General features: G+C 58.4%; 29 protein-coding genes and 1 tRNA gene. 5 read left to right on the forward strand and 25 right to left on the reverse strand.

Translation table 11 applies throughout. The features are described 5' to 3' along the window. The first annotated feature begins 14 nt into the window (after nt 1-14). From ACRHIG_RS05580 to ACRHIG_RS05595, 4 genes are all read left to right on the forward strand, one after another. Entirely contained in the window at nt 15-1,028 is a 1,014-nt protein-coding gene (locus ACRHIG_RS05580; RefSeq protein WP_489629596.1) for an acyltransferase family protein, read from the forward strand. Beyond that, on the forward strand, nt 1,012-1,764 hold the full coding sequence (locus ACRHIG_RS05585) for a hypothetical protein (RefSeq protein WP_489629597.1): 753 nt from the start codon (nt 1,012-1,014) through the stop codon (nt 1,762-1,764). Before ACRHIG_RS05580 ends, ACRHIG_RS05585 begins: the two co-directional genes overlap by 17 nt. A gap of 192 nt (nt 1,765-1,956) precedes the next feature. Beyond that, nucleotides 1,957-2,030 (forward strand) — tRNA-Gly (locus tag ACRHIG_RS05590). 93 nt (nt 2,031-2,123) lie between these two features. Beyond that, complete coding sequence (locus ACRHIG_RS05595) at nt 2,124-2,708, forward strand: hypothetical protein (protein ID WP_489629598.1); 585 nt, start codon at nt 2,124-2,126, stop codon at nt 2,706-2,708. A 74-nt stretch (nt 2,709-2,782) separates the two neighbouring features. Here ACRHIG_RS05595 and ACRHIG_RS05600 read toward each other — a convergent pair whose 3' ends face one another. The 10 genes from ACRHIG_RS05600 to ACRHIG_RS05645 all read right to left on the reverse strand — a co-directional run bounded on the left by ACRHIG_RS05600 (nt 2,783) and on the right by ACRHIG_RS05645 (nt 8,538). Continuing rightward, entirely contained in the window at nt 2,783-3,772 is a 990-nt protein-coding gene (locus ACRHIG_RS05600) for a tyrosine-type recombinase/integrase (RefSeq protein WP_489629599.1), read from the reverse strand. Between the two features lie 19 nt (nt 3,773-3,791). Next, entirely contained in the window at nt 3,792-4,016 is a 225-nt protein-coding gene (locus tag ACRHIG_RS05605; RefSeq protein ID WP_489629600.1) for a DUF4224 domain-containing protein, read from the reverse strand. 10 nt (nt 4,017-4,026) lie between these two features. After that, nucleotides 4,027-4,641 (reverse strand): hypothetical protein, encoded by a 615-nt coding sequence (locus ACRHIG_RS05610; protein ID WP_489629601.1) that lies wholly within the window; start codon nt 4,639-4,641, stop codon nt 4,027-4,029. After that, a complete protein-coding gene (locus ACRHIG_RS05615) occupies nt 4,638-4,877 on the reverse strand; it encodes a hypothetical protein (protein WP_051958924.1) in 240 nt (79 codons plus the stop codon). Before ACRHIG_RS05615 ends, ACRHIG_RS05610 begins: the two co-directional genes overlap by 4 nt. Continuing rightward, nucleotides 4,871-5,023, reverse strand: a complete 153-nt coding sequence (locus ACRHIG_RS05620) for a hypothetical protein (RefSeq protein WP_175539401.1) — start codon at nt 5,021-5,023, stop codon at nt 4,871-4,873. Before ACRHIG_RS05620 ends, ACRHIG_RS05615 begins: the two co-directional genes overlap by 7 nt. After that, entirely contained in the window at nt 5,020-6,858 is a 1,839-nt protein-coding gene (locus ACRHIG_RS05625; RefSeq protein ID WP_489629602.1) for a replication endonuclease, read from the reverse strand. Before ACRHIG_RS05625 ends, ACRHIG_RS05620 begins: the two co-directional genes overlap by 4 nt. Further along, on the reverse strand, nt 6,848-7,201 hold the full coding sequence (locus ACRHIG_RS05630; protein WP_489629603.1) for a hypothetical protein: 354 nt from the start codon (nt 7,199-7,201) through the stop codon (nt 6,848-6,850). Before ACRHIG_RS05630 ends, ACRHIG_RS05625 begins: the two co-directional genes overlap by 11 nt. Nucleotides 7,202-7,302: 101 nt before the next feature. After that, the gene (locus tag ACRHIG_RS05635; protein WP_489629604.1) at nt 7,303-7,722 is read right to left on the reverse strand and encodes a hypothetical protein; all 420 of its coding nucleotides are present in this window, start codon (nt 7,720-7,722) and stop codon (nt 7,303-7,305) included. Between the two features lie 124 nt (nt 7,723-7,846). Next, nucleotides 7,847-8,110 (reverse strand): Ogr/Delta-like zinc finger protein, encoded by a 264-nt coding sequence (locus tag ACRHIG_RS05640; RefSeq protein ID WP_489629605.1) that lies wholly within the window; start codon nt 8,108-8,110, stop codon nt 7,847-7,849. A gap of 230 nt (nt 8,111-8,340) precedes the next feature. Further along, a complete protein-coding gene (locus ACRHIG_RS05645) occupies nt 8,341-8,538 on the reverse strand; it encodes a hypothetical protein (protein WP_034745824.1) in 198 nt (65 codons plus the stop codon). A gap of 312 nt (nt 8,539-8,850) precedes the next feature. Here ACRHIG_RS05645 and ACRHIG_RS05650 point away from each other — a divergent pair, with 312 nt between their 5' ends. Further along, nucleotides 8,851-9,339: a helix-turn-helix domain-containing protein gene (locus ACRHIG_RS05650; protein WP_489629606.1), complete on the forward strand. Its 489-nt coding sequence runs from the start codon at nt 8,851-8,853 to the stop codon at nt 9,337-9,339. Between the two features lie 313 nt (nt 9,340-9,652). Here ACRHIG_RS05650 and ACRHIG_RS05655 read toward each other — a convergent pair whose 3' ends face one another. The 15 genes from ACRHIG_RS05655 to ACRHIG_RS05725 form a co-directional block, all read right to left on the reverse strand. Continuing rightward, a complete protein-coding gene (locus ACRHIG_RS05655; protein WP_489629607.1) occupies nt 9,653-11,125 on the reverse strand; it encodes a hypothetical protein in 1,473 nt (490 codons plus the stop codon). Continuing rightward, entirely contained in the window at nt 11,061-12,152 is a 1,092-nt protein-coding gene (locus ACRHIG_RS05660; protein WP_489629608.1) for a DEAD/DEAH box helicase, read from the reverse strand. The genes ACRHIG_RS05655 and ACRHIG_RS05660 overlap by 65 nt, the downstream gene beginning before the upstream one ends. 157 nt (nt 12,153-12,309) lie before the next feature. Then, nucleotides 12,310-13,539: a phage late control D family protein gene (locus tag ACRHIG_RS05665; RefSeq protein ID WP_489629609.1), complete on the reverse strand. Its 1,230-nt coding sequence runs from the start codon at nt 13,537-13,539 to the stop codon at nt 12,310-12,312. Beyond that, nucleotides 13,536-14,144: a phage tail protein gene (locus ACRHIG_RS05670; protein WP_489629610.1), complete on the reverse strand. Its 609-nt coding sequence runs from the start codon at nt 14,142-14,144 to the stop codon at nt 13,536-13,538. The genes ACRHIG_RS05665 and ACRHIG_RS05670 overlap by 4 nt, the downstream gene beginning before the upstream one ends. A gap of 15 nt (nt 14,145-14,159) precedes the next feature. Next, nucleotides 14,160-17,030: a phage tail tape measure protein gene (locus ACRHIG_RS05675; protein WP_489629611.1), complete on the reverse strand. Its 2,871-nt coding sequence runs from the start codon at nt 17,028-17,030 to the stop codon at nt 14,160-14,162. Further along, nucleotides 17,031-17,102 carry a GpE family phage tail protein gene (locus ACRHIG_RS05680; protein WP_436505455.1) on the reverse strand — a complete coding sequence of 24 codons (72 nt, stop codon included), beginning with the start codon at nt 17,100-17,102 and terminating at the stop codon, nt 17,031-17,033. Next, nucleotides 17,083-17,460, reverse strand: coding sequence for a phage tail assembly protein (locus tag ACRHIG_RS05685; protein WP_489628540.1), 378 nt, complete (start codon nt 17,458-17,460; stop codon nt 17,083-17,085). The genes ACRHIG_RS05680 and ACRHIG_RS05685 overlap by 20 nt, the downstream gene beginning before the upstream one ends. 36 nt (nt 17,461-17,496) lie before the next feature. Beyond that, nucleotides 17,497-18,006 carry a phage major tail tube protein gene (locus ACRHIG_RS05690; RefSeq protein ID WP_489628539.1) on the reverse strand — a complete coding sequence of 170 codons (510 nt, stop codon included), beginning with the start codon at nt 18,004-18,006 and terminating at the stop codon, nt 17,497-17,499. A gap of 56 nt (nt 18,007-18,062) precedes the next feature. After that, the gene (locus ACRHIG_RS05695; RefSeq protein ID WP_489628538.1) at nt 18,063-19,238 is read right to left on the reverse strand and encodes a phage tail sheath protein; all 1,176 of its coding nucleotides are present in this window, start codon (nt 19,236-19,238) and stop codon (nt 18,063-18,065) included. 34 nt (nt 19,239-19,272) lie between these two features. Next, nucleotides 19,273-19,752, reverse strand: coding sequence for a hypothetical protein (locus ACRHIG_RS05700; protein ID WP_489628537.1), 480 nt, complete (start codon nt 19,750-19,752; stop codon nt 19,273-19,275). A gap of 1 nt (nt 19,753) precedes the next feature. After that, nucleotides 19,754-21,877: a phage tail protein gene (locus tag ACRHIG_RS05705; RefSeq protein WP_489628536.1), complete on the reverse strand. Its 2,124-nt coding sequence runs from the start codon at nt 21,875-21,877 to the stop codon at nt 19,754-19,756. Continuing rightward, nucleotides 21,874-22,494 carry a phage tail protein I gene (locus tag ACRHIG_RS05710; RefSeq protein WP_489628535.1) on the reverse strand — a complete coding sequence of 207 codons (621 nt, stop codon included), beginning with the start codon at nt 22,492-22,494 and terminating at the stop codon, nt 21,874-21,876. The genes ACRHIG_RS05705 and ACRHIG_RS05710 overlap by 4 nt, the downstream gene beginning before the upstream one ends. Continuing rightward, entirely contained in the window at nt 22,487-23,398 is a 912-nt protein-coding gene (locus tag ACRHIG_RS05715) for a baseplate assembly protein (RefSeq protein WP_489629612.1), read from the reverse strand. The genes ACRHIG_RS05710 and ACRHIG_RS05715 overlap by 8 nt, the downstream gene beginning before the upstream one ends. Beyond that, entirely contained in the window at nt 23,395-23,739 is a 345-nt protein-coding gene (locus tag ACRHIG_RS05720; RefSeq protein WP_489628533.1) for a GPW/gp25 family protein, read from the reverse strand. The genes ACRHIG_RS05715 and ACRHIG_RS05720 overlap by 4 nt, the downstream gene beginning before the upstream one ends. Continuing rightward, the gene (locus tag ACRHIG_RS05725; RefSeq protein WP_489629613.1) at nt 23,736-24,434 is read right to left on the reverse strand and encodes a phage baseplate assembly protein V; all 699 of its coding nucleotides are present in this window, start codon (nt 24,432-24,434) and stop codon (nt 23,736-23,738) included. Before ACRHIG_RS05725 ends, ACRHIG_RS05720 begins: the two co-directional genes overlap by 4 nt. Between the last annotated feature and the right edge of the window lie 124 nt (nt 24,435-24,558).

Below are 24,558 nucleotides of genomic sequence, written 5' to 3' on the forward strand. Positions count from 1 at the left end.
AGATTGGATTTAAAATGAATTCGAAGTTCAGATATTCCTTGGAGAATTTTCGGGGTGTCGCAATTATTTTTGTAATGTTTTCTCATATCGCTTCGATTCAGCAGATGGGAAGGTTTGGGGATTTCTATTATTATATTTTCGCTGATGCGACAAATTGGTTTGTTTTCATTTCTGGATATTTATTTTATTATCTTGAGGTAAATAAATTCAATTATATGAATTATTTGTCAAAGAAGGCTATGTATGTTGTATTGCCATATTTGATTCTATCGATTCTTCCAATAGCATTCTGGATTTACTCTTCGCAACACATACTCTACGGTTTGACACCGATGAAATTTGTGCTTTGGTCATTGCTCTCGGGAGGTATTGCCGTCGCTCCTATGTGGTTTATACCCATGATTGTACTTTTCTTCCTGATGACACCAATTTTTAGAATTTTATCAAAGACGAAACTCATCTACGTTCTTACTGCCTGTGCTTTAATTTTTTCCATGTTTTCCTCACGAACAGCACACAATACCAATCCGTTGCTGTCTTTTTTGCATTTTCTTGGGGTTTACTTATTAGGTATCATTGCTGCAAAAGATGCCCTTGTTATTGATGGATGGAAAAATTCAACCAAGGGAAAAATTATTGCAATTTCTTTGGTTGTTTTTGTGATGTTGGGTTTTTTGTTTCCTGGATTCAAAAGTTTGCCACCAAGTTTCTTTAGCGGTCTTGGGACCTTTAACTATATTATGGCGGGTAAGCTGGCTTTGCTGATCGCAATTTTCCTTCTCTTTGAGCGTTTTATGGAGCATAAAAATAATACTCTTGGATATTTTGCGAAGATAAGCTTCGGATTGTTCTTCATCCATGGAATCATGGAGGCCATATTTCGCAGAGGAGCAAGAGATATTGATTTTGGCAACCAGATTTTGAGATTTTTCGCTGAAGTTGGTGTTGTTGTTGTTGTTTCTATAGGCGTCGTTTTTGTGCTCAAGAAGATATTGAAAAAATGGAGTCGCTATGTTATCGGTTGCTAAGTCATTTACTGCGGCACTCTTGATACTTTGCTCAACATTCACGCATGCTCGCGATATGTATATACTTGCAGTCCAGGAAAATGCTTCTGCAGTGTGTGAGGGAAAATATTTTAACGAGGTTGAGGGGATATATGAAATCGATGAAGGCGGGAACGAGATTCCGGCCGGCATGAAATCTGCCAAAGCTAATTGTGAAAATATGGGAAATATTATTCCATTGGGAGAAGAAATACTTAAAGCGGGTATGGTAAATCGGGTTGTTTTTATGCTGGTCAATGCGACAGGATCAGATGAAAATTTAATGGATGACGAGGCGTCTAAAAAATTAAAATCTGCGATTGATTTGGCAAATTCTAAAAAAATAAAATTCGATTTTGCTTTATGGCAAGGAGCGTTGATGGAAAATAATCCGAACGCAAATTACAGCCGTGAAGTTCAGGGCACAGTTAAATCGATAAGCCTGAGTGCAAAGGTGGATAAATGGGTTATTGGGCTGAGTGCCCATTGTCATCGAGCCGCTGGTGATCCTACAATCTCCATACGGCAAGAACCTTTAATTAATCGTTTCCCTGGCCCTGACATTGGTACGCTTGCCGGAGAGTATCGTACTGATCAATGCAGCGTCAATGATCTTGGGCAAAAAGAAATGGCAAAACTTTGGTATGCAGCGATGAAAAAAGCTGACATTGATAGCGAAAAATATCAGAGGGAATCCTTACTCTATTATTTCAAGTGATACCTTGTTGATTTAAATCTGTACCGGTATTTTTTTGCATCTCATTATATGCAGAGTACTGTCAATGGACAAAAGTGTAAGGGAGCTGCGATCTGGATCGCATTTCGGCGAAAATGCCCATTTCATTTCTCCTTATCGCCACGGACCGCAACGTTGCCAACCGGGGTGAAAGCCGCGTAAAATGCAGGCTTCGCGGGTGTAGCTCAATGGTAGAGCAGAAGCTTCCCAAGCTTACGACGAGGGTTCGATTCCCTTCACCCGCTCCAATGAAAAACGCCTGAAAATCTGTCTCAGGCGCTCCACAAAGCTGCCGCCGCTCCACAAATCGCATTGGTTGTCTATTTTAGGCCTCACGATCTATGTCCGCACTCCAAGTTTGGTTGGCCTCAGCACCACAAGGCGCCGTAGCCTTAATCACTGCAGTGTTAGCAGCAAGTGTTGCTATAGTTGTTACCTTTTTGACACAATGGATTTTAGGACGACGAGCGCGTACAGACCTTCTTACAAAGAAGCTTGAGGAACTCTATCTTGCGCTGAATGAAGTCTCTGCCCATAACCTCAACAGGGTAGAAGTGGCGTTGCCCCTTGCTGTGGCTACACCGTTCACAAGGCCTAAAATCGAGGGTAGCTCTATGGAGCGCCAAGGGCTCGATCTGCATAAAAAAATTGTTATGCTGGTTCGCTTATATTTTCCTGGTCTTTCACAAGCTCACCAAGAAATTTTCCGCCGAAACAGTGCTGTCAACACGCTAATTTATGAGGCTGAAGTAGGGCCTGCGCTTTCTGCTGACAAGTTAATTTTCCTTGCGGGCGCGTTTCGAGATGCAGCCGTTGCCATGGAGGAAGAGATTATCTGTAACCGAAGGGTGCTCGTGAAAGATTACTTGTTGCCAACAAGATATAGGCACGTGCACCCAGTTCAAACAACGCCTCCAACAGAATGAAAAAATACGGCGAATAGTGTTCGCAGACCTAAGAAGGCCTGTGGTATTCGGACAGAAGTTATTGCACGTTGCGTCTACTTGGTAGGAGCCACAATCTTGCCTCGCCGAAGGTAGTGCCGCTGCGTAGTTTTCACGCTGTCGTGCCCCAAAAGGTCGCTGGCCGCCTGGTCGCCACGTTCGTCTGATGTGTCATCGGCTGCCTTCGCGCGCAGGTCGTAAAACCAAAATGCCATGATGTCCTGCGCCAGTTCCGGCACATGTTCCGCCGCCCGCTTTTTTGCTGCGTCAAAGTGCGTGCGAAGCGCTGGCGCGGTCAGGCGCTTGCCGTGAATATTGGTCAGTAGTGCACCTGTCACGATCTTGTGTGTTGCCTTGCGCACTCGGATACGGTCTATCAGCTTGGCCAGCTCCCCAGTGATAGTGATGCGCAGCGGCTGCTTGGTTTTTTCCTGCGTTATGATCAGGTACCCATCGATGATGTCTTGTTCAGTCATGCGCAGCGCATCCGCTGGACGCTGACCGGTCAGGTAGGCCAAGTCCATCGCATCCCGTAGCGGCGCGCTGCCGTGCATGCGTACAGCGGAGAACACAGCATCCGTAATGTAGACGGTACGCTTTGCCAGTGAATGGCCCTGGATGCCCTCGCAAGGGTTCGACAAGCTTGTGTAGCCCCAGCCGCGCGCATGGTTCCACATGGTTGAAAACACTCGTTTGCAACGGTTGGCGGTGGTCGGCTTGTCGGCGTGGTCGTCAAGGAACTGTCGAATGTGCATTGGCTTGATCTGGTCCAGCGGCGCCCCGGAAAAGGCCGCCAGTAGGTGCTTGATGTCTGACCGGTACATGCGCGCTGAGCTGGCGGCGAGTTTTGGAACCGCTTCAACCAGGTAGCGCGTTTCGACATCGGAGAACGTCGCGTTGGCAGTAAGTTCCACCACAATATTCAGCTCAGCATATTTTTTCAAGGCCAGAATGAAATCTGGCCCAAGCGGAATTTCTTTGCGAGGCTTATCTTTCGTGTACATGTAGTAATACACCCTGCCGCTGCGCTGGGTGCGCGGGTGCATGTTTGGTGGCATGTTCAAATTACGCGTGTTTCGTCGGCCCATTTTTATTGATCCTTGGCATTACCCATGTTTTTTCCTGTGGCGCTTCCTTGCGCCCCTCTACTGCAGCGACCGTAACAACCGGCCGCCCGATGGCATTCACCCAAAAGGGGAGGCCCATCTTCCGCAGCGCCTCAATTTGCTTCGTTTTCATCTTGCGACCGGTCAGGGCACAGATTTCGTCCGTGGACAGGAACGTGCTCATATGGATATCCTCACGCATGCACCCTGCAGCGTCGAGCCAGGGAAACTAGCCAATGCGCCAGCTCGGCGGGCGTGTGCTCACGTTCTGCCTTGCCGCATTCCGGCCGCCAGCCCGGATCCCCTTTCCGGCGCCGCTCGCCGGCGCGGTTGCGGCCGGACTGGGCGATCACATGCGAGGCTTCGCCCAGGATGATGGGTATGGCCGGTATTTGAGCCGGCGCACAGCCGACGATGTACAGCAAGGTGGCTTTTTCGGCGCGGTGGCCAAACGAGCTTTGGAAAATCGGCAGCGTCCAGCCGCCAAATTTGTCCCGCTCGCCGATCGCTGGCAAGCCGCAATGAGGCCAAAGGGTCGAGCGCTTCGGGTGCTCGAGCACGCCGCCGAACTTGCGCACCTGGGCGACGGCCCACACCGCGAGTTCCTTTTCGTCCGGGCGCGGCTTGGCCAGGTGGCGCAGCGTGCCCCAGGAGCGGCAAGGCGGATGCGCCACCACCGGCACACCACCTGGCCAGGCGCGGGCGTCGCGCTCCGCGTCCCAGGCGTCAACTGCCGGCATGGTCTTGTAGATCGAATTGGCGCGCACGAACAAGGCAGCCACGGCAGGTAATGAGCGTTCCGCTGTCATGCTGGGCACCCGACAGGCGCGGTTGCCTTCTTGACCGCCTCGATGGCGCCCAGCGGCACCGCGCGGAACATGCCCGGCCACTGGTGATCCAGCTCCACCCAGGCATGCAGCTCGCCATTGCCCACGTCGCGGCGCAGGTCGTTGACGGTGCCGGCCTGGTAGCCTTCGTCGGTATCGAATGTCACACGGTCGCCCAGGGCGATTTGCCGCGGCGAATTGGTCGAAGTGTTCAGCATTGCGGTGCTCCTTTTAGTTTGGCGGTAACGCCGCACACGCCGTAGCGGTCGATGGCAGCGTCGATCACGTCGCCGCTGGATGCGGCAACCTCAAAAAATTCAAAGCGTTCGGTTTGCGTGCGAACGATCACGGCATAGGTGCTCATGTGCCATTTCTTTCATGGGGTGGGTTGTCGGGGACGATCAGCCGGGGCCACGGGCACGCGTTGACGGCCGCCCAGGCTGCAATTACCGCTGTTTTTGCCTCGTCCGACAGGTTCGGCACGGGTGCCGCCGGCGGCGTGGCCGGGGCAGGGCGGTCGGGGTGCGTACAGTTATTTACACGAGTCCGAGGAACGGCAACCCCAACAGCCACCGCGCGAGCGCCTGTGGCCTGTACGGGCGTCCACGTATGGCGCACGGACTTGAAGACCACGCCTATGAGGTCGCTGCAGCGCACGCCGTAGGGCGTGGTGCGCAGTGTTTCGCCGTAGCGCCCAATGACGGTCTTTTCGTCCTTGGCCAGGGTGACGACCAGTTCCTTGCGCGGCACCAGGGCGCCGCCTTGGGCGCGCAGGTATTCGGCCCAGCAGGCGCGCTTTTCTCCGTCGATCTTTTGCACGGCGTCCCAGGCGCGGCGCATGGCTGCCGGCGCTTCGTTGAGCATGCTTTCCTCGATGCGGCGCAGTTCGCGCCAGACGGTGACGGGCGCGCCGCCCCATTGCTGGAATTGGCGGATGCCCCAGCAGGCTGCCCAGGACTCGACGCGCGCCGATGGCGTCAGCTCGACATCGCCTTCGGTGTTGGCCGTGACAACGTAGCCTTCCGTCGTCTTGTGCTCGGCCACGCCGTCGATGTTCTTGGCCACGTACTTGGCGATGTAGCCGGCGGCGCTGCCCTTGGCCCAGTCGATGCGTTTCACGTCCAGGCGGCGCGCGAAGGCGCCCGGTTCGCCACGGTCCACGCGCCAGGCGTAGCGCTTCATGATGCGGATGGCGCGGCCGGCCACGTCCCGCAGGTGGACCGTCTTGTATTTCGCGGTCGGGCGCACGAACAGCAGCAGATGCCAATGCGGACAGCCATCGTGGTGCGGCTCGGCGATGCGAAAGCCGTACAGACCGATGCCACGGCGCGCCAGCGCGGAGCGGCACAGCGAGGTCATCTTGCCCAAATACGCATTGGCCTCGCGCGGTGTGGAGCCGTCGAACTTGGCGTTTGGCTTGCCGCTGTGCTGCATGGCGTGAAAGCGTGATGGGCACGTCCAGGTGATGAAAATGCCCTGGTCGCCGCACTCGCGGGCGATCTGTTCAAAACCGTTGATGCGCAACATCAGCTCGCCGCGCCGGATGGCTTTATTCGCGGTCGTTTTCTCGGCCAGCTCGGCGATGCTGAATTGCTGGCCGTTTTCGTTTTGCACCAGGGTGGCGGCCAGCGCTGCCGCGTTGCGGCGGTTCTGCGCCAGGCGCGACAGCACGGCGTCGTTGCTGGCATAGGGTTCGCCGCGATAGTTCACGTAGCCCAGGCGGATATTGCCCGCTTCAAAGGCGCGCTTGACGCGTTTGCGCAACTGGCGGCGCCACCAGCGTGCATCCACCAGGCGGGCGATGGTGTCGGTCATCGTGTCGAACTCCGGCAGCTCGATGCCATACGAGGCGCATTCGTCTTCCATGATCTGCAGGGCGTGCGTGTCGGACACGGCCATCCACAGCATTTTGGTGACGCCGGCCGCCGCGCGCTCGGCGGTGGCCACGATGTCGGCGTCGCTCTGCGACAGGTCGACGCCGGCCGGCACGTATTGTTCGGCGAACTCGCGCACAAAGCTGGTGGCGACGGATTCATAGACTTTGTACCAGGACGACCAGGCCATCTTGGCCAGGGCGGCCGTGATGACGCGGTTGCGCCACTTGAACGGGATGCGGGCCAGCTCGGGCGCGAATTGCGCGGATCGCAAGAAGGCTTCATGGCGTTGCGGGGCAGGCAGCAGGATTTGTTTAGATTGCATTCAACAGTCTTTCGTACACACGGATAGCGGCAGAGGTGGCGGCGCGTAGCTCGATGCGCTCTTCCTCGGTAAATGAGTGGATGGGCGATTCCCAGCGGTCGGCATCCATGCCGGCGGCGATCAACACGGAACGGCGCGCGCCACGCGGAGACAATCCCCAGGCTTGGGCCATGAAGGGCGCAAGGTTGCGCGGCTTGATGCTGCGCAGTGATGCCTTGGCCTCGGCAATGGCCGCCAGCGCATGCCCGGCGCCCGGTGGCGTCGGCATATCCTTGTCGCGCGCGGCCAGAATCTCGGCGGCAGGCTGGAAGGACAGGTGATTTTCGATAAGGGACGCCGGCATGGCTCAGTCCTTGATGGCGCCGATGGCCCGCAAAACGTCAGGGGTAATGACGATCAGGAGCGACAGCATCCAGATGCCGCAGGTTTTGGCCAGGCGCAGCATCAGCGTGCCCCTTCCTTTGCTAAATACTTGGCCCAGTAAGTCAGCGTGCGCGACGAGCTGGTGCATTGCACGACGCCGGATTCGCTGGCGAACAGGTAGCGCAGCTCGATGGGCAAGCTACCTGCCAGGGCGCGCTGGCTGTCTGGTAAGAAGAAGCCGCTATGCTGCAGCGCGTGCAGATCGCTGATGATGAAGGTAAGATTGGCCGCGCCATAGGCGTGATAGGTCTTGACGATCTCGCGGAGATAATCGGACAGCACGGCAATGTTGTCAGGAGTGCGGGTGCGAGTTTGAGCATTGGCCAGCAACAGGAAACAGGTAGGAGCGACGGGCACGACGCATTTTTCAAGGACTGGTCGGCCCGGCTTCGGCATTGCAGGTATTCCGGATTGGCTGGTGGCGTGCAGCGTGTTTTCCATCGGTTTTCCTTATTTCAGGTTGAACGAATCCCGCACGCTCAAAAGGGAGCGCAGCAGGGCACAGCAAAAGAGGGGGAGTTACAGCGGCCGGGTTACGGCGGCGCGAGGATAGGTAAGGCGTTCATCAGCACCCCGCAGTCAGGTCCAGGGCCAGTTGGCTGGTGGCCGCTGTGCGTGCATGCTGGGACATCGGGATGCGGATATCCGGCTTGGGCATGGCGGACAGCGAGAGAGTGCGCAGTACTTCCAGGCCTGCCACGAAGGAGTGCCCGCATTCGGGGTTCTGGCACATGTAGGTGATTTCCTTGAACATGGCGGACATCGTGCGGCTTTTGACGGCGCGGACGGTGTTTTCGCAATGCGGGCAGGGCAGGCCGATGACTCTCATTTGTTTTTTCTTTTCACTTGATACAGGGCACGGCCTCGGCCGCTCATCTTGCGAATCCCGATTCGTACGTTATCCTTAATCAACCACTCGATAGCCTGATCGATGGTGTCCAAGCCCTGCTGTATTCGGACACGTTCAAACGTGTCTTGGTCTTCATCGCATATTTCTACAGGTACGGAACGGTCGGGCATATTTTCGGCTGCTCAAAAGTTGCTGATTGGTGACTTCATTTAGGCAGCAATGCTGGGTAAGGTGACACTGTTGTCGTCGCCAAGCACTATTGCCGCCTGGCGAAGCGCGAGCTGCCGCAGAAACGGCGCCAGTTCCTCGCCCTGATAATTGGCGATGGCGGCCAGGACGTCATACTCATATTCGTCAAGGCGCACCATGACACGGTTGTTGCGGACGCGTTTTGGATCGGGATACATGGGCCTGCTCCTGTGCTGTTAAGCGTGATGGACAAGGGAGAATTGTTCGAGTTCGGCCTCGTAAGATTGCAGGCCACGTAACAGCATTAGGCGCATAAACGATGCCCGCGAACGGGAGTCTTGCTGTGCGAATTTTTCCACGCGCTCGATCTCAGGAGGGAGCAAGCGAATCGGGATTGGCTGCGAAAGTGGGTTCTTCGGCTGGCGCGTGACTGGAGCGGTAGATGTCATAGGATATGATTTGTATACGTCACATGGTAATGACGTCACTTTAGTACAAAAAATTGTACTTTGCAACTAAAAGATAGACATATGGATACATTTGGGCAGCGCTTAAAAAGCGAACGGAAGCGACTAGGCATGACTCAACCGGAATTCGCACTGGTTGGGAAGGTCGAGAAGGGCACACAAATTAATTACGAACAAGACAAGAGATTTCCTAGTGCGGATTATCTAATTGCCATCGCATCAGTGGGCGTCGATACGCAATATGTGTTGCATGGCACGGCCGCAAGCGCCACGTTGACCGACGACGAGAATGAGCTGTTAGTCGGATATCGTAAGCTGGACCTGCGAGGAAAAGCACGCGTACTTGGTGTTGTTGAGGGGATTACGGAGCTGGCCGCTCCCCCGTCACCAAGAGGAATCGAACGCAACACGCAAATGGTTTTTCATGGAAAAGTAGGCCAGCAAATTCATGGGGATATCACGGCTCCCCAAACGATCAACGTTGGTCGCAAAAAAATCACCTACGTAAAGCGCGGCGGAAAGATAGGCTATCGTTGGTATGGTCAGCAGTGAGATGGAAAGTTGCAGCTGTAGCCCCTTTGCTCTTTGCGTGCTGTTGGCCGCAATATAGGTGCGACACGATGATTTCCATGGGAAACGGCGCTGTCAGAAATTCATGCTATTTCGATGGCAAGGCATACACTGTCGGTGTTGTCATTGAGACAGCGCGAGGTATTAAATGCGAGTGTGCATCAGCAACTTTTGATGGCCTACCGACTTGGGTGAGTGGCAGATGGAGTTAGCTAGCTAAAGTAGGGGGCGTGGCGAGGAAACCCACCCCAAGAGTATGTTGAGGTGGTTTCTGTATCTATACGATCATAGCTAGTTATCGTTGTTGAAAGGGCTGTAGATACGCATTCACAATTTTGTCAGCGGCTAGATTGGATTTGCTTAGTAATCGCTCACACAGTCCCTCCAACTCACCGGCCTCAAGCAGCGAATCGCAGAGTTCTCGGAATAAGATACGCGCATCTCCACCGATATGAGCGAGTCTATCCATTGTCAATGCCTTAGATCTAGACGCCATGGCTGCTTCTGTCGCAAAGGCATTTGGGACGACGCTGACTCGCTCACAAGTATGACCGGGATAATGCTCTTCAAACCACTGCTCCGCGACGAGCAATTGTCCATGCTCTTCCTTCTTAAGCGGATTTGCTTCACGTTTTCTGCTTTTTGCTTCAATGACCATACCGACTTTGCTTGGGAGAATCCAAAGCACATCCGGCCCGACGCCTGCATCATCGTGCCTTGAAGCAGTAAATCCTAGCATTCTTCCAAGATTGACTAGCGCCTCTTCAAACTGGTTAGCTGACGCTTCGGCGTGTAGCTTGGAGAGAATATCTTCGAGAGTTTGCAAATAGCCACGTCGCATGCGATATTTAAGAATCGGAGCAACGATTGCTTTAGCTTGAACGCCTGGTAGTGCCAAAGCGCGGTACGGCGGCGGAACACGTGGACGAAGCATGGCGCTGTTCGCTGCATAAGCTGAGCGTTGCAATTCCTCAGCCCGTTCTACATTGCCCCAATCGTCAGCTATGCGTGCGGTTATCTGCAATATCCAGCCCTTGGTTTGTAAGTCAATCTTGCCCAGATCTAGAACTCGTTGCAGCTTCGCGATCGCTTTTTCATGGTGGCCTGCTGCCCACAGATCAACAGCTTTACGCTCTACATCTGCCAGATCTAAATGTTCAACATCTTGAACGACATCCTCCACTAACTCCGCCAGCGTTTCGGCATAGTGGCTCTGCCAATCAGCATCACGATCAATACATTTCATTACTGTACCAAAAAAATCATTACGATCTGCGACAGCTTTACTAATTTCCGTACCCATTAATAGTTGTGCTTGTGTTGCACTTGTCAAGAAACTGAAATTTGCATCCTTGGCGATCCAAGACGCTAAAGCTGATCCAACTAAGAGTACGGCACAATGGTCACCAGCGCCCCTTGCGCCACGACCTATCCCCTGTTCGATGCGTTGAGCTAACATCCTAGTGAAACCTGCCCCGCCATAGAGTGTGATTGCGCGATAACGCTCATATTCTGAGGTGCCGGTAGGAAGACCGCTCATTACCAAAAGGCGACACGCGTCCCCAGGAAGATCGATGCCATCGTAGCGGTTTGCAAATACATATGGTCCTGAACTTGCGCCTGATTGCAGGGCGGCAATGGCTCCTGCAACTGCATCTGAACCTTTAGCAACGGTAGCAATCGTACCCCACTCCTTGGCGATCTTATCGGAAGGCGTTAAGAACACAACGCCTTTTTTTGCTCGATAAGTTGCGTGAAAGTTCTTCAACAGCGGTCCGGTCATTCATTGCAAATGGCATCATGTCTGGACATAGCACCATGCGTTCACTCACCCCGGCCAGTGATCGTGACGTAAGTGGCTTTTTGACAAGATTCACATCGGCACCAAACGTTCGTATAAGATCGCTGTCATCCGCGATTGTCGCCGACATGTAAATACGGCGAGGTGCAGTTGTGAAGGTAGGGAACGTATCCAGCATAGGAAGTACCGGGGTGATACTAAAGTGTTTGGAGCTAATCAGTGCGTGGCACATATTCAAACGGTCTCGAATTAAAGGCCACACAAATCTGTGAGTTTTTGCTTCATTGCGAAGAATTTGCTCAACTGCTCCGAAATTTTCTCGCCAAGCAGGATATGGAACCTCAAGTACTCCAAAATCACGCTCTGAAATGATGTCGTCGAAAGTTCCGGCTTTCCCAGCCTCACGAAACGAGAGACGGAATAAGTCGCACAGCGCTTTGTATTGCTGTGGTGATTCAATCGCATCGACATTGAGAGTAAATTTTTCACGTACCTCGGAAAATGCAGAGTGTGCATCATCCAAAATGATTGCCCCCACGCTCACAACATCCGCAGATCCAACGATTCCGAACTTACTCATCCCGTGAAAAAGAGCTGAATAGGTCGCCACCATAACCGCTTTGCTGTTGAGGAAATCCTCGTGTAGCGGGGCCCCGATCTGATAGGCCACGGCTGGGATGCCAAATTGTTTTGCCCGTTCGATGGTCTGATCTACTAGCTGAGTTGTCGGAGCTAAATATAGTACAGGTGATTTCAGTTCGTTAAGAGTTGACTGTGCCATCAACAAACCGACAAGAGTTTTTCCGCCACCAGTGTGCAGTTTGATTACGACGTCCGCTGCATTCCTGTCTTCAAACCAAGTTTTTAGAACATCGCTCTGACTAGTGTATAGGTCGTTAAAGCCAGGCGGCTTAGGAAGGCGCCGCAAAATTTCAGCTGGCTCGACTGGCTGAGCTTTGGGCTTCGTGGCGCGCAGTTTATTAAAATCTACCATTCAGATTGCTCCAATTTCAAATGTGGTGGGCTACCTTATCATTTAAAAATGCTGTTAAAACTACCGAATTGTCACAAATTCTAACGATAATTCCGTTAAAATTTTTGCCTGAAGATAGAGTTTTTTCACGTTTTTCTAAAACTGATCCCTATTTTTATTATTCGTGGTTGTTTTCTTCAATAATACTTCGAACCTCTTTTATCTTTTCCCATGCGAGTTTGGCAGCGCGCATGGCGCCGTGCTTGCTCCTGTAAAGATGCTCCAGCGTCTTGAGCGTGCCCGTGGCTCCGGCCTGCTCCTGCCCCGCCTTTCTCTTCTTCGCCGCCACGTCCTTCCACTTGGCCACCACGCCCGTGATGCCTTCGTCCGGGTCTTTCTCTTCCTCGCGCTCGGCCTCTACCGCTTCCGTTTTCGTTTCAAACTCCACACGCGTGGTAAAGCCGTTGCCGCCCAAGCTGTGCGTGACCTTGACCGATAGCCATTCGGTGGCGTCGATCTCGGGCTTGAAGCCGGTTACGGTCACGGGCGATTGCGGGAACACGGCCGGGTTGCCCAGGGCCAGGCTCATTTCAAAGGTGGCCAGGCCGCGCAGGATGCGCTGCCATTCGGCGACGGCCGCCGCGCGCGCGTCCGTTTCGTTGGCGAAGGTGGTGCGCAGGCGCTTGCTGTTGCCGGGCACGCCGGCCACCACGCTGCGGCGGCGCGCGTAGCGCTCGTCGTGCCAGAAGGCGCGCACGCCCGTGTAGGCGTCGCTTTCGGCGCTGTGGTAGCGGTGGCCGTCGCCCAGGGCGCGCGTGATGGGAATGACGGGCAGCGCCTTGCCGCTGGCGGTGCGGCTCTGGTTGATGGGGATGAAGAGCAGGGTGTCGTTCTTGACGGTGGCCACCGCGTCGTATTTCCTGCCCAGCCGGCGCAGGAAGGCCGCATCGCTTTCGTGGGTCTGGTCGATGTGCTCGATGGCGATATCGCGCAGACGCGCGGACACGCCCGACGCCAGCTCGTTGCGAAAGGCGATGGCCTCGATGATGGTGCCCAGGGTGGTCTTGTGAAAGCTGTGTTCCTGCTGCTGTTTGAAGGTGTCGATCAGGTTGGCCGACCTGGCGCGCAGGGTGATGGTGTCGGGCGCGCCGCTGTGCTCCACCTCGTCGACGGTGAACTTGCCCATGTCCACCAGGCCGGACGCTTGCCAGCCCAGCGCCAGGGCGATCTGCGCGCCGCGCGGCGGCAGGGCCAGCTTGCCGTCGCTGTCGTCCAGGGAAATGTCGAGCTGGTCGCTCTCGTCGCCGCGGCACAGGGTCAGGGTCAGATTAATCAGCCGCGGCGAGACGATGGCCGTCAAATCCTTGTCCTCGATGCTGACCATGAAGGCGGGGATGTTGGTACTCATTTGAACTTGTCCGCCGCGCTGCCGATGGCGCCGCTGATGCTGCCGCCGATCTTGTCCTTCATCTCGCTGACCACGCCGCCATATTTCGACGTGATGCCGCCGACGACATTGCCCACGACGCTGCCCACGGCATTCCTGGCCGCGCCGGCAATGCTGCTGGTTATGCCGTCGATGCTGAGCATGTTTTTCAGGTCGCCGATGTCGCCCAGGCCGACCATGGCCAGCACGCCGTCGTCGTCGCGCTTGAGCGCAATCGAGAACTCGACGCGGCGCGCGCCGCCGCTGCCGTCCAGGATGGTGCGCCCCTCCGTCATGCTGGTGATGCGGTAGGAGCCGAGAATGCGGCCCGTGCCCTGGATCAAAATCCACGATTTACCGGTGTCGGCCATCATGCGCAGGGCATCGAGCGAATACAGGGAGCCGGTCAGTTCCGGCGCCACCCAGCCCGACAGGGTAATCGTGTCGTCGCCGGGCCCCACGTACTGATGCGCGTCGCGCAGGCCCACGCGGGCCGTGCTGGCGTGCTTCCATTCCGTTTGCCGCTGCAGCTCGTGATAGGCCAGAGTCGGCAGGCTGAAGACGAACATTCCTAAAATCATCATCATGGTGTTTTTTCCTTCTTAATCGTGGTCGCGCAGGGACGAGCGGATGCGCGCCGCTTTTTCGCGATCGCGTTGTTCCATGGCCGCATATACCGCGCGGGCGATGGCCTGCGGATCGGAACCGGCTTGCGCCTGGATCGTGATTTCGATCTTGTCGCCCTGGATCGTCATACCGGCGCCGAACGCGCCCTGGGCCAGCGGCGCGCGCGTGTCGAAGGCGCTGGCGGGTAACGCCGTGGCCGTGCCGATGGCGATGCCGGCGCCCAGTTGCGTCAGGCGCTGCGCCAGGCCCGATACCTTGGCAATCGGCGCATCCTCGCTGCGGTCCAGGCCTACGGCCAGACCCTGCATGGTGTAGTCGCCGAGCTGGGCAAACACGCGGCTTGGGCTGTGGATGCCCAGTTTTTCCTTGAACCAGGCAATGGTGCTGGAACCGGCATTGCTGATGGCGTCCTTGACGGCGCCCATGGACCCGGTGATGCCGTTGACCAGGCCGCGCAGGATGTTGGCGCCGAACTCGGTGAACTGGGCCGGCAGCTTGATGCCGAACCAGCTCAACACGCCCGCGAACGCCTGGTAAAACACGCCGACGGGCGACCAGTTGATAATCAGCGCGCTGATGCTGGCCATGCCGCCGCCGAACGTGGCTTGCATCCGCGACCACAGATCGGCAATGAACCCGGTCAGCGGCGCCAGGCCCGCGACAATGCTACGGCAAATGTTGCCGGCAAAGTCGGTGAGCTTGGCCGGCAGCGCAATGCCGAACCAGCCCAGCACGCCCGCAAACGCGCGATAGAACAGGCCCAGGGGCGACCAGTTGGCGATCAGGCTATTGATGCCGGTAAAGCCGCCGGCAAACGCCGTCTTGACGTCCGACCACAGACCGCGAAAGAAACCCTTGATCGGCTCCCAGTATTTGTAGATCAGGAAGGCGGCGCTGGCGATGACTGTGACAGCAATGCCAATCGGGTTCAGCATCAGGGCGCGACCCAGCCACAGCACGGCGCGGCCCGCCCACATGAAGGCGCCGCCCAGGCCGCGCAGGATGGGCGTGAGCACCCCGCCCGTCACGCCCATTTTGGCAAACATGACGTGCAGCATGGCATACGGGCCGATCATGGCGGCGATGCCCAGCATCAGCGGGCCGAGCACCAGCAGCAGGCCGGCCAGCACGGCAAAAGCGGTAATCATGACCTTGGCCACGGTCGGGTTGCGCTCCATGAAACCGTTCAGGCGCGTGACGGCGGAAATCGCCAGTTCCAGCCCCTGCGCATACAGCGGCAGGATTTTTTCGCCCATGGTCAGTTTCAAGTTGGCCAGCTTCGACTGCGCCTCCAGTTCCTTGCCGGCGGCCGAGTCGCGGCCCAGCTTTTCCAGCCGGCCGATGTTCGCGGCGCCACGGTTGAGCTTTTCGTTCTTGTGGATCTGCACGCGCTGCAAGTACATCTGCGAATACAGGTTCGACGCCGTGCGGTTGGAAAAGATGCTGCCGATGGCGTCGAGCACCTGTTTCTTTTCCGTGATGCCTTTCTTGGCCAGTTGCGGCAACAGCACCTTTTCCAGCCACTCGAACTGGTTTTCGCGGAACAGTTCCGCGCCCAGCAGCGCGCCGGGATCGAGGAACGAGACTTGCCCCGCCTTGTCGTGCTTGACCTTGCTTTTGTCTCCAATCAGGCCGAACTCTTCCAGCTTCCTGGCTGAGCGCTTGGTGGTGCGGCCCTGGTACAAGTTCTGGTAGGCGCTCATCAGGGACGTGCCGACGCGGTTGCCGCTCATTTCCTGCACCAGCGGTTCCATCTGGTAGTAAAACGCATCATCTTTCAAGCCTTTGGCAGCGATACCGCCCGTCTTGATCATGTTCAGCCATTCATTCGGCCCCACGCGCCCGCCCGTGGCGGTGATGACCTGCTGCACGATATTGGCCTGGGCTTCGAACTTTTCCTTGCTCTCCAGGCCGCCGCGCAGCTCGATGACCTTGAGCATGTCCATGAACTTGCGTTCGTTGTCGGCGCCTTCGGCCTCGCCAAAGAAGGCGTGATTGGCAAACTTCATCTTGGCCAGGGTAGGCGCGACCATTTCCGCGTGGTGCACGTCGGCAAAGGCGCTCATGCCGTCGCGCATCAACTGCAGGTTGTCGAGCTGGCTGGTGCCATAGGTCTTCATGTTGCGCGCGAAGGCGACGGCCTCGGCTGACACCTTGTCGCCCAGGCCCAGCGCGTTGACTCTGCCCACTTCCGTTTGATAGTGCTTGGCCTCGTTCAGCCCCTTGACGACGGGCGCGCCGATGACGGCGCCCGTGGCGGTCGCGCCAGCGCCGGCCATGGCCAGATTGCCCGCCTTGTTGCGCAGCTTGTCGGCATGCTGGGTGGCGTTGGTGACGCGCTGCTGCCTGGCGTTTGCATTGGCCAGCTTCTGCTGCTGCAAGGTCATGGTTTTGTTGGTGGCCTCGATCTCGCGGCGCAAGGTGCGCTCGTGGTTGGCCAGGTCTTTGGTGCCGATGCCGGCGCCCGCCAGGCGCTCGCGCATGACCTGCAGTTGCTGGGCCTGCTGCTGGCCTGCCGTCTTCAAGGCGCCGGCCGCTTTGACGGCGGCGTTAAACTCGCGCGTCATGGCGCGCGTGGGCGCCTCCGTCTGTTTCATCTTGGTGGCCAGGCTGGCCACCTTTTGCTGGGCTGCTTCCAGCTTGGTGCGCGTGGCGTCCAGGCCGCCATGCAGTTCGCGGAACTTGCTGATGTTTTTCTGCTGGGCATTCAAGTCACGCAAACGGTCGCTGGTCGCTTTCAACGCCTTGGCCGTATCGCTGGAGCCGCCCATGATTTTTTTCAGCGGGCCGGTGATCTTGTCCAGCGCTGCAAACACTACCTGTAACTTCAAATCCCGACCAGCCATCTATTCCGCTCCGCTTCGTTGCCGGGCGCGCTCGCGCCAGGCCATCAGTTCATCAATCGTAAAGCCGTCCATCGCTGCCGGCGTCCAGTGGAAGACGCCGGCAATGTCGGCCATGGCGTCTTCTACTTCGCCGGGGATACCGAAAGGCGATCGGCTTTGCTCGCCAAAAACCGGCAACCTCGGCGCCCACGGCCAGCAGGTCGGCCGGGTCCATGTTGGCGATGTCGTGCGCGGTCAAGGTCGGCTCGGTGATGCGCGGCAGCACGATTTGCAGGGCCGACACGTTCAGGTTGGCCAGCTCGATCAGGGAAATGCCACGCAGGGCGCCCGCCTTGGGCTTGCGCACGGTGAGCGCGGTGATGAAGCCGTCGCCGCGCTTGATCGGTTCGTCCAGTTCGATGACGGCTTGGTTTTGGGTATCGTTGTGCATAGTGGTTTCCTTGTTGTGGTGTGTTTAAAAAGGGGATTACAGGCCGATGGCCTTGCGGATGGCGGCATTCGTGTCGCCGCCGCCGAAGTTCTCGGTGCCGCTCATGAAGTCCAGCTCGATGACGGTGGCGCCGTCGATCATCAGCTTGTAATAGCTGCAGGCCATCGTGTATTTGTGCGTGGTGTCGTCGCCCATCTTCGCCGCGCCCATATCGATTTCCTTGTAGCGGCCGCGCACGACGACCTCGACGGCGGCGACCGTGCCGTCATCGTCTTCCTGGTAGGCGCCGGCAAAGCGCAGCTGCACGGCGCCGTGTGCGTGGGCGCCGTACTGTTTCAGGGCTTCGGCGATCAGGCCGCCGCCGCTCCATTCCAGCGACAGCGCCTCATTGCCGAAGTCCACGGACACGGGGCCGCTCATGCCGCCGGCGCGGTACTCTTCCATCTTGCGGCTCAGCTTGGGCAAGGTGACTTCAGGCACCATGCCCATGAAGGACACGCCGTTCTGGAACAAGTTAAAATTTTTCAGTTTGCGGGGCAGGCCCATAATTTCTCCAGTGATTCAATGCGCCCGCGTTGGTGCGGGCAGGGTGGGGATGCTGATTACGCGGCGATACGCGAGGCGAAGTCGGCCAGGTAGCGGTCGGTAATACGCTGCTGGAATTTCAGGTTTTCCAGCGGCGGCACGGGCGTGTAGTCATAGTCGATGGCCAGCTTGCCCGCCTTGAGCGTGTCCTTGTCGTTGAACTGCTCGTCATACCAGGCATGGCCGTCGATGATGTAGCCCTGCAGTTTCAAGTCGCGGAACTTGGCATTGATGCTTTCCAGCAGATCGCGCACCAAGGACGGATGCAAGGGCAGGTCGACAAAGGCGAAATGCGCCTCGGCGATGGTGTCGGCCAGCACCTGGGCCGTGCGCGTGTAGCTTTCGAAATAGAAGAAGCCGCCCGGCGTCTCGCAGGTACGCGAACCCCAGAAGCGGTAGCCGCCCATGTTGATCAGGGTGGTCACTTCCTTGGCATTGAGCACGCCGGCGTCGGTGGCCGGGTCTTGCAGGTCGAAAAACACGTCCTTGGTGATGCCGGTCGGGCCGTTGACGACGACATTCGACAGCGTCTTGTGCCATCCCGTCTCCTCGTCGATCTTGGCGCGCAGACCCATGGCGTAGGCCACGGCGGAAATACTGGCCTCTTCATCGGTGGCGGTATTCCAGTTCACGAAGTCGGGCCAGATCATCATGATTTCGCGCTGGCCGAACTGGCCGCGATAGGTGGTGGCCGCCATGACGGTGGCGCAGCCATAGGCGGATGCATACACGAAGCCGCGCAGGCGTTGCGCCACGCTGGCCAGAGCATTGGTGACGGCCTGGGTATCCAGCCCCGGCGCGCCCAGGATGCGCGGTTTGACGCCGAGCTTGCTTTGCGCGGCCAGCAGCGCCTGGGCGCCCAGGTACTTGCCGTCCGGCGACACGCCGCCCACGGCATTGGTCGTGGTTTCCGCTTCCGTTTCGCCTTCGGCCACGCGCACCACGATGGTCAGCGGTTTGGTCTGCGCGGCGATGGCCGCCAGGCTGCGATACAAGGTGCCCGTCTTGCCGGCCTTGCCCATGGCGGCCAGCACGTTGGTGACGAGCACGGGCGTGTCGAGCGGGAACGCGGCCGGGTCCGCATCGTCGGCCGTGGCGATCAGGCCCAGCACGGCCGTGGAGACGGTGCGGATGGGGCGCGAACCTTCGTTGATTTCGATGACGCGCACGCCATGGTGATAGTCGGTAGCCATGTTGTTCTCCTGGTAGGTGGTAAATGTCGGGGTGTTACTGTGTGATGGCTGCTTCATCGAAGGCGCGCCGCGCCTCTTGCGGCAGCGTGTCCGCGATGCGCTGGAACTCGGCGCTGACGGCTGCCTGCAGCTCGTCCAGATCGCGCGCGGCGGTCACGCTTGGGCAGATCGTGATGTCGAGCAGGCAGGTGCGCGCCGTGATGATCGTTTGCACGGTGTCCGTGTCGCCGCTGGCCACGGCCGCAAAGCCGATGCCGGCCAGGCGGTTGAGGATGCCGTCGCGCGTTTTTCTGACGCCGACCAGGAAGGTGTCGCACTGCACCAGCAGCGGCGTGGGCGTCGGCGCGGTAATGACCAGCCGGCCGTTCTCAAATTGAAAGGCATGGCCTGCGGGCCTGCCCATCGCGGCCGCATAGTCTTCGTCATCCACCTCGATCAAGTCGTCAGGCAGGTGCGGATACTCAATGTGTTGGGGATAAAAATTGCCTGTCGAGTAAGAGTAGCGAATGGTCATTTCACTTGCCTATGGAAATAATGAAAACAGAAACGTTGCTGTTGGTGTAATTGTTCTGCGCCACGCCGCCATTCACGGAGGTGGGCATGGCGGCGACAAACGCATTGGAATTGGGACTCGCACCGACCCCCAGGACGCTGGCCGTGCAGCCGAACGCCGCTTCCTTGAACGCAACCGGAAAGGAGAAATTCTTCGTTGCAATGCCGTTTGATGCGACGGGCACGTCGACGGTTTGCCATTGCATGATGAAGTCGTCCGGCAGGAACTTGTGGCCGCTACCGGCCAGCACGCCTGAAAATGCGGCATTGCGGCTCAGTTCCGCGGTGGAATCGATCACGCGCCACACCTGATCGGTGGTCGCCATCAGCGTGAGCGACTGGCCTTTTTTGACCGTGATGCTGTTCGTTTCATCGGGCGCCATGAGAAAGGCACCCTTGGCCGGTACGAGCCGTGCGCTTTGCGGGCCGGTGCAATGGACGCGCACGCAGATACCGGCATTGTTGGGAATGCCCAGCGATACGGGAGGGGGCAGGGTGAGCACCATTGCCGCGCCGCCCAGCAAGAGCACCGAACCGGCGTCGTCGGCGGTCAGCGAACGGTCCGCTTCCACGCGGGTGTAACCCGTCATGCTGCCTTGTGCGCGGCGGACAAACTCGGTGGTTGCAATGCGCGGCCCGCTGTTGAATTGCTCGGGCGTTGGCGCGACGTTGCCAAAGTAATTCTTGAACGCTTCCACATGGCGCAGTTGTGCCGAACCATTGACACAGACCCAGTTGCCCAGACCATCGCTTTCCACGGTCAGCGATTCGCCAGCATTGACGTCGATGCTTTGGATGGCTACAGCGCTGGCATACAGCAGGTCGCCCGGGACGACATTGACCTTCATGCCAGGGCTGACGCTGACAACGCAGAAGAATTCGATGCGCGTGCCGCGTTTGCATTGCCTGGAGCCGGGTAGTGTGAATTCCGCCAGGCCTAGGCCCGATACGCCATTGTTGATGAAGCTCGCGCCGGCATCGTCTTTCGACAAGGGATACTTGCCGGTACCGACCACGACCATTTTGGACGCCTGCATGCCTATCCGATTGGCGTACTCGGTGGTGGCGATCTTTGTGCTGCTGTCGAATTGGGGCTGCGTCGGGGCCGTGTTGTTGAAGTAGTCGGCAAAATCGACGTTGCGCCACATTTCGGCCGTCGCGTCGATGACTTGCCAGACTTGGCCGGCCGTCGCCATCAAGGTGAGGAACTGGCCCTGTTTGACGACAATATTCTTCACGTCGCTGACGTCATAGGCAATGACCACGCCAGCAGCGGACGCAATCGTGCCGGCGGCCTGGTTCCGTCCGAAGAGCTTGAAGTATTTTCCCGAATTGGCGGGAATACCCAGCGCGTCCGGGCTGGGAATGGTGAGCGTCAGGCCAGGGGTGGTAAAGTACAGGGCGGCGCCCATATCGTCCGCCGTCAAGGTGCGACTCGCGCCCACGCCAACGAATTTGACCATGCTGCCCTGTGCCTGCTGGACAAACTCCGCATTGACCAGCTTCTTCGAGGCGTCAAATTTCTTGAGCGTCGCCACCTCTTTCATGCTGTATTGCGGGTGCGGATCGGCGGCGGCCAGGTGCTTGGCCAGTTGCGCGTCGCTGTAGGCGCGCACGGTAATGTCCTGGTCATCGACATATTTACGGGTGGCCAGGATGACGGACGGGTCGATTTTCAATTCGATGGCGGCCGTGCTGGCGACGATCAGGACGATGCGCACCACTTGCGTGCGCCCGCTGCCTTCAAGCATCAGGGGCTTGTAGCTGGGCGGGCAGTTGGCCACCGCGCACAGGTCGCCGGCCTCGTCGTAGATGCCGATTTCGCGTATCCACCAGCCGCCCACGTCCTCGGGCAAGACTTGCTCGACGATGATCTGGCTTGGGTTGGCCGGGTCGACGGTCAGCTGGTTCAAGCCGGCGCGGCGCACCTCGCGTACCAGCGCCTTTTGCGTGCGCACGGGCATGGGCAGAGTGCCGTTGCCGTCGCCCACGGCCAGGTTCTTCAGTTTCAGGGTTTGGCCCAGGGCGATGGCGTTGGCCAGCTTGGCCTCGCCCACCTGCGTCAGGATGGCAAAGTATGTGCTCATGGATAGATGGTGAGAGTGTCGATGGTATGGGATGCGCCGGCCTGCAACAGCGTGCCGCGCACTTCGATGGTTTCCGCGATCCAGGGATACACGGTCATGCTGTCGCCGTGGTAGGCGCAAGCGCCTGTGTAGACGTTGCCGCGGCTTTCCAGATAAATGGCCAGGCCCGTCATGTGGCGGCTGACGGGCTTGGCGTCCGCAATCAGGCGTTCCATTTCCTGGAACATGGCGTCGGTGATGCCGGTGTCCAGCACGCCCACATCGAGGCGGAAGGTACCCGGCACGCCCGGCGGCATGGTCTGCCACCATTCGGTAATGCGGATCAAATAGCCCAGGGACTCCACAACGCGGCGCACGGCGGCAATCGTGCCCTTGTGCTTGTGGATGAAATAGGACGCCTTGATCGTGCCGCGCTTGGTCGATTCGGGCCAGGCGTCGTCCCAGCGGTCAACGGAACAGGCCCAGGCCAGAAACGGCAACAAGTTGACCGGGCAGCGGTCGGCGCTCCACAGGTCGCGCAGCGGCACGGGCACGTTGACCAGCTCGGCGCAGGCCACGGCAATGGCGCGTTCCAGCGCCGTGGTGTTGGGCGGCAGGGTCGGCACAAAGTTATTCATCGCGCACCACCACATTGAGCTTGATGGCCGTGCAGCGCGCGGCCTGGGTGGCGTTCAGTTCGATGTCCGCCGCCGGGCTGGTCAAGACGACCTTGCGCACGCCTTCGACGTGCACGGCGGCGCTGCAGGCGGAACGGTAGATACTGTGGCCCAGCGGGCGGCGCGGCTGCGACACGCGCACGGCGTTGGCGCGCGCGGCGTCCAGCAGAATCGGCACTTCCGGGCCGACGCCGATAAACAAGGTGGCCTCGATCTGGTAGTCGATGACCTGGGCGGCCTGCACGCTCAAGCGGTCACCCAGGGGGCGCACTTCCTCGGCATTGAGCGCGCGTGCCACGATGGCCAGCAGCGCGGCGTCGGCGATGCCGGTGTCGTTGTTGGCCAGCACCGTGACGATGACGTGCGCGGGCGCCGGACTGGTGGCGCTTGCATCCTTGACGCGGCCGTCGGCACTGCGGGCGTGAAATTCGTAGGAGGCTTTCGGGCCGGCCACGGACAGGCCGTCCGGCGCTTCCTGGATGCGCAGGCGATAGGCGTCGTTGTCTTCCATGATGGCCGCCACGGGCGGCATGGCGTTGGGATTGGCCGGCGTGATGACCAGGCGCGCCACGTTGACGTTGGCGCCCAGTTGATCGAGGTCGCCGTCGAGGGCGAACGCCAGCATGACCGCCTTGCCTGCCTCGTTGACGCGGTTGCGCAGGATGGTTTCCTGATACGCGTTTTCCTCCAGCAGCTTGGTGGCCGGTTCCGACTCCAGTTCAAGCAATGCCGTGACGGTGGCGCGCTCGGCTTCCGGCAGCAGGCTCACCAGGTGCGCTTTGCGTGTGGCGAGGATGGCTTCGAAGTCCAGCACTTCTACCACGCTGGGTGCCGGCAACTGGGTCAGGTCGATGGGCGTGCTCATACGGCGCCGCCTTGCTTGACGGGCACGGCCAGGGTGATGCCCTGGCCATTGGCCGTACCATCGAGCAGCAGCGCGATGGCGCCGTCCGTGTCGCGCGTGAGCTGTACGCTGGCGAGCTGCAGGCGCGGCTCCCAGCGGCGCAGGGCAAAGGCGGTGGCCGCATAGATGCGCAACTGCGTGGCGCTGTGCAAGGGCTGGTCGATCAGTTCGGGCACTTCGGAGCCATAGCGCCGGCGCCGGATGCGCGAACCGATGGGCGTGGTGAGAATGTCGGTCACGGACTGGCGCAGGTGGCCCAGGCCCGTCAGGCTGCGCCCGGTGGCGGCGTGCATGCCCATCATGCTTGCGGCCCGCCCGACTTGTCGCCGCCGGCCTTGACGCCGCCGTGCGGATGCTTGGCCAGGCTGATGGCGCCGGCCAGCACGTCCTCGCTGGCCTTGATGGTGCCTTGCACGGCCATGGCCACGCCGCCAGCGGCACCGGCCTTGGCGTTCACGCCGCCGTTCAGGGTAGTGGCGCCTTCCACGGTGGTGGACTGCTTGACGATCAGGTTTTTCATGACGGTCAGGTCGCCCGTGCAGATGGTGCTGGGTGCGTTCGACGTCACCTTGTCGGCGGTGATGGTGGCGGTGCCGCCGGGGAGCGTCGCCGTCAGGGCGTGGGCCGCATGGTCGTACTGCACCACGGCGCCGTCGGGGTAATGCGTGGTGTGGATGGTGGGACTGGTGTCGGGCGCGTCAAATTCCTGCGAGTACAGCGCCGGCAAGATGATGCCGCGCGTGAGGTCGCCGCCCGGGGAAAAGACGATGACCTGTTCGCCCACGGTGGGCACCGACCAGGTGCGCGTGCTGCCGGCGCGCCGTGTGGCCCATTTCAGCCATTCGGTGGTGAGTGTCGGCCCGAGCCGCACGCGCGCCTTGGCCCCGTTGACCTCGGCAATGGTGCCCAGGCGGATCAGGTTTTGCAGCAAGCGGAGGAGGTCGGACAGGTCGGCGTTCATGCAATGCATGTTGCCGAAGTCCGCGTGCGGATGCACGCGGGGGCGGGTTGATATGCGGATTAGTGACTATAGTAGAGGTAAATACTAGGGCTCAGATATCATAGTGATTGAATTTTTTAAGCTATGGGAAAAATTTCATTGTGAAATATATTTATATTTT

The sequence above is a fragment of the Janthinobacterium sp. C22 genome, assembly GCF_057919405.1.

Bases quoted from the DNA above. Each gene is read 5' to 3' on its own strand.
- ACRHIG_RS05605 (WP_489629600.1), bottom strand. From the start codon at position 4,016: ATGAGCACGTTCCTGTCCACGGACGAAATCTGTGCCCTGACCGGTCGC.
- ACRHIG_RS05630 (WP_489629603.1), bottom strand. From the start codon at position 7,201: ATGCCGGCGTCCCTTATCGAAAATCACCTGTCCTTCCAGCCTGCCGCC.
- ACRHIG_RS05670 (WP_489629610.1), bottom strand. From the start codon at position 14,144: ATGATGATGATTTTAGGAATGTTCGTCTTCAGCCTGCCGACTCTGGCC.
- ACRHIG_RS05640 (WP_489629605.1), bottom strand. From the start codon at position 8,110: ATGAGAGTCATCGGCCTGCCCTGCCCGCATTGCGAAAACACCGTCCGC.
- ACRHIG_RS05615 (WP_051958924.1), bottom strand. From the start codon at position 4,877: ATGCTGAACACTTCGACCAATTCGCCGCGGCAAATCGCCCTGGGCGAC.
- ACRHIG_RS05580 (WP_489629596.1), top strand. From the start codon at position 15: ATGAATTCGAAGTTCAGATATTCCTTGGAGAATTTTCGGGGTGTCGCA.
- ACRHIG_RS05705 (WP_489628536.1), bottom strand. From the start codon at position 21,877: ATGAGCACATACTTTGCCATCCTGACGCAGGTGGGCGAGGCCAAGCTG.
- ACRHIG_RS05620 (WP_175539401.1), bottom strand. From the start codon at position 5,023: ATGAGCACCTATGCCGTGATCGTTCGCACGCAAACCGAACGCTTTGAA.
- ACRHIG_RS05650 (WP_489629606.1), top strand. From the start codon at position 8,851: ATGGATACATTTGGGCAGCGCTTAAAAAGCGAACGGAAGCGACTAGGC.
- ACRHIG_RS05610 (WP_489629601.1), bottom strand. From the start codon at position 4,641: ATGACAGCGGAACGCTCATTACCTGCCGTGGCTGCCTTGTTCGTGCGC.
- ACRHIG_RS05645 (WP_034745824.1), bottom strand. From the start codon at position 8,538: ATGTATCCCGATCCAAAACGCGTCCGCAACAACCGTGTCATGGTGCGC.
- ACRHIG_RS05660 (WP_489629608.1), bottom strand. From the start codon at position 12,152: ATGGTAGATTTTAATAAACTGCGCGCCACGAAGCCCAAAGCTCAGCCA.
- ACRHIG_RS05720 (WP_489628533.1), bottom strand. From the start codon at position 23,739: ATGATGGGCATGCACGCCGCCACCGGGCGCAGCCTGACGGGCCTGGGC.
- ACRHIG_RS05585 (WP_489629597.1), top strand. From the start codon at position 1,012: ATGTTATCGGTTGCTAAGTCATTTACTGCGGCACTCTTGATACTTTGC.
- ACRHIG_RS05665 (WP_489629609.1), bottom strand. From the start codon at position 13,539: ATGAGTACCAACATCCCCGCCTTCATGGTCAGCATCGAGGACAAGGAT.
- ACRHIG_RS05635 (WP_489629604.1), bottom strand. From the start codon at position 7,722: ATGGAAAACACGCTGCACGCCACCAGCCAATCCGGAATACCTGCAATG.
- ACRHIG_RS05710 (WP_489628535.1), bottom strand. From the start codon at position 22,494: ATGAATAACTTTGTGCCGACCCTGCCGCCCAACACCACGGCGCTGGAA.
- ACRHIG_RS05690 (WP_489628539.1), bottom strand. From the start codon at position 18,006: ATGGGCCTGCCCCGCAAACTGAAAAATTTTAACTTGTTCCAGAACGGC.
- ACRHIG_RS05675 (WP_489629611.1), bottom strand. From the start codon at position 17,030: ATGGCTGGTCGGGATTTGAAGTTACAGGTAGTGTTTGCAGCGCTGGAC.
- ACRHIG_RS05685 (WP_489628540.1), bottom strand. From the start codon at position 17,460: ATGCACAACGATACCCAAAACCAAGCCGTCATCGAACTGGACGAACCG.
- ACRHIG_RS05700 (WP_489628537.1), bottom strand. From the start codon at position 19,752: ATGACCATTCGCTACTCTTACTCGACAGGCAATTTTTATCCCCAACAC.
- ACRHIG_RS05600 (WP_489629599.1), bottom strand. From the start codon at position 3,772: ATGCACCCGCGCACCCAGCGCAGCGGCAGGGTGTATTACTACATGTAC.
- ACRHIG_RS05695 (WP_489628538.1), bottom strand. From the start codon at position 19,238: ATGGCTACCGACTATCACCATGGCGTGCGCGTCATCGAAATCAACGAA.
- ACRHIG_RS05595 (WP_489629598.1), top strand. From the start codon at position 2,124: ATGTCCGCACTCCAAGTTTGGTTGGCCTCAGCACCACAAGGCGCCGTA.
- ACRHIG_RS05625 (WP_489629602.1), bottom strand. From the start codon at position 6,858: ATGCAATCTAAACAAATCCTGCTGCCTGCCCCGCAACGCCATGAAGCC.
- ACRHIG_RS05715 (WP_489629612.1), bottom strand. From the start codon at position 23,398: ATGAGCACGCCCATCGACCTGACCCAGTTGCCGGCACCCAGCGTGGTA.